At 66.2% G+C, this 1,310-nt stretch carries 1 protein-coding gene; it reads right to left on the bottom strand.

All coding sequences use genetic code 11. The features are described from left to right. Positions 1-1,212: IS256 family transposase (locus IEZ19_RS49850; RefSeq protein ID WP_189317969.1), on the bottom strand; the 1,212-nt coding region annotated here is incomplete at its 3' end. Positions 1,213-1,310 lie beyond the last annotated feature (98 nt).

Genomic DNA, 1,310 nt, shown 5'->3' with positions numbered 1-1,310 from the left:
TAGCTCGGGGGCGCTGTCGGGGCGCTCGGCGGGGTAGAGCTGGTCCATGCTTCCCTCGGGCAGGTAGCGGCGGGGGAAGGCGATCCATTCGTCGTGCAGTTCGAAGAGCACGGCGGTGACCAGCCGCAGGAGCGCGTCGTCGTTGGGGAAGACCTGGACGACATCGGTGCGGCGCTTGACCTCGCGGTTGATCCGCTCCAGTGGGTTGGTGGACTGGATCTTCTTCCAGTGCCGGCCCGGGAAGGTGGCGAAGGCGGTCAGGTCGTCCTTCGCTTCCAGCAGCATCGTTTTGACCTTCGGGAACTGGGTGCCGAGCATGTCGGCGACAGTATCGAGCTGGGTGCGGACCGCGTCGGCGGTGGGCTGGGCGAAGATCGTGCGGATCGTCGCGGCGACCATCTCGGCCGCTTCCTTGTTGATCACGCTGAACACGTTGCGCAGGAAGTGAACCCTGCAGCGCTGGTAGGCAGACCCGAGCATGACCTTCCGGATGGCCTTGACCAGCCCTAAGTGGTGATCGCCGATCACGAGCCGGACTCCGGTCAGACCGCGTCCGCGCAGGTGGCGCAGGAACTCGGTCCAGAACACTTCGGTCTCGCTGTCGCCGACCATCACTCCCAGCACCTCGCGGCCACCGTCCTCGGTGATCCCGGTGGCGATCACCACGGCCCGGGACACGATCTGGTGCTCGACCCTCGCCTTGCAGTAGGTCGCGTCCAGGTAGACGTACGGGAAGCGGACATGGTCCAGGGGCCTGCTGCGGAACGCGGTCAGCTGGTCATCCAGGTCCTGGCAGATCCGGGAGACTTCGCTCTTTGAGATCCCGGTGTCCGCGCCGAGGGCCTTGACCAGGTCGTCGACCGACCTCGTGGACACGCCATGGACGTAGGCCTCCATGATGACCGCATACAGGGCCTGGTCGATCCGGCGCCGTCGCTCCAGCAGCACGGGGAAGAAGCTCCCCGACCGCAGTTTGGGGATGGCCAGGTCCAGGTCGCCGGCCTGGGTGGTCAGCGTTTTGTCCCGGTGCCCGTTGCGGAACGCGGTGCGTGTCTGGGTGTGCTCGTTCCACTCCGCGCCGATCTGGGCCGTGGCCTCGGCCTCGATCAGTTCCTGAAGCATCCGCTCGGCGACACCCCGGACGAGTTCGAGTCCATCCGCCGAACGTAATGACTCCAGCAGCCGGAGTAGGTCATGCTGGGACAGGGCCACCCTGCACCTCCGTCGTTGAACTGCCCGTTTACTACGGAGAGTTGCACGGTGGCCCGCCTCATGCGCAGGGAGCAGAAGCCATCTGCGGGTGTGCGCCC

Source organism: Streptomyces brasiliensis, assembly GCF_014647875.1.
GTDB classification, from domain to species: Bacteria; Actinomycetota; Actinomycetes; order Streptomycetales; family Streptomycetaceae; genus Streptomyces; species Streptomyces brasiliensis.
Note: the sequence above shows the minus strand (reverse complement) of the source record. Positions and strands in the feature narration are given on the sequence as shown.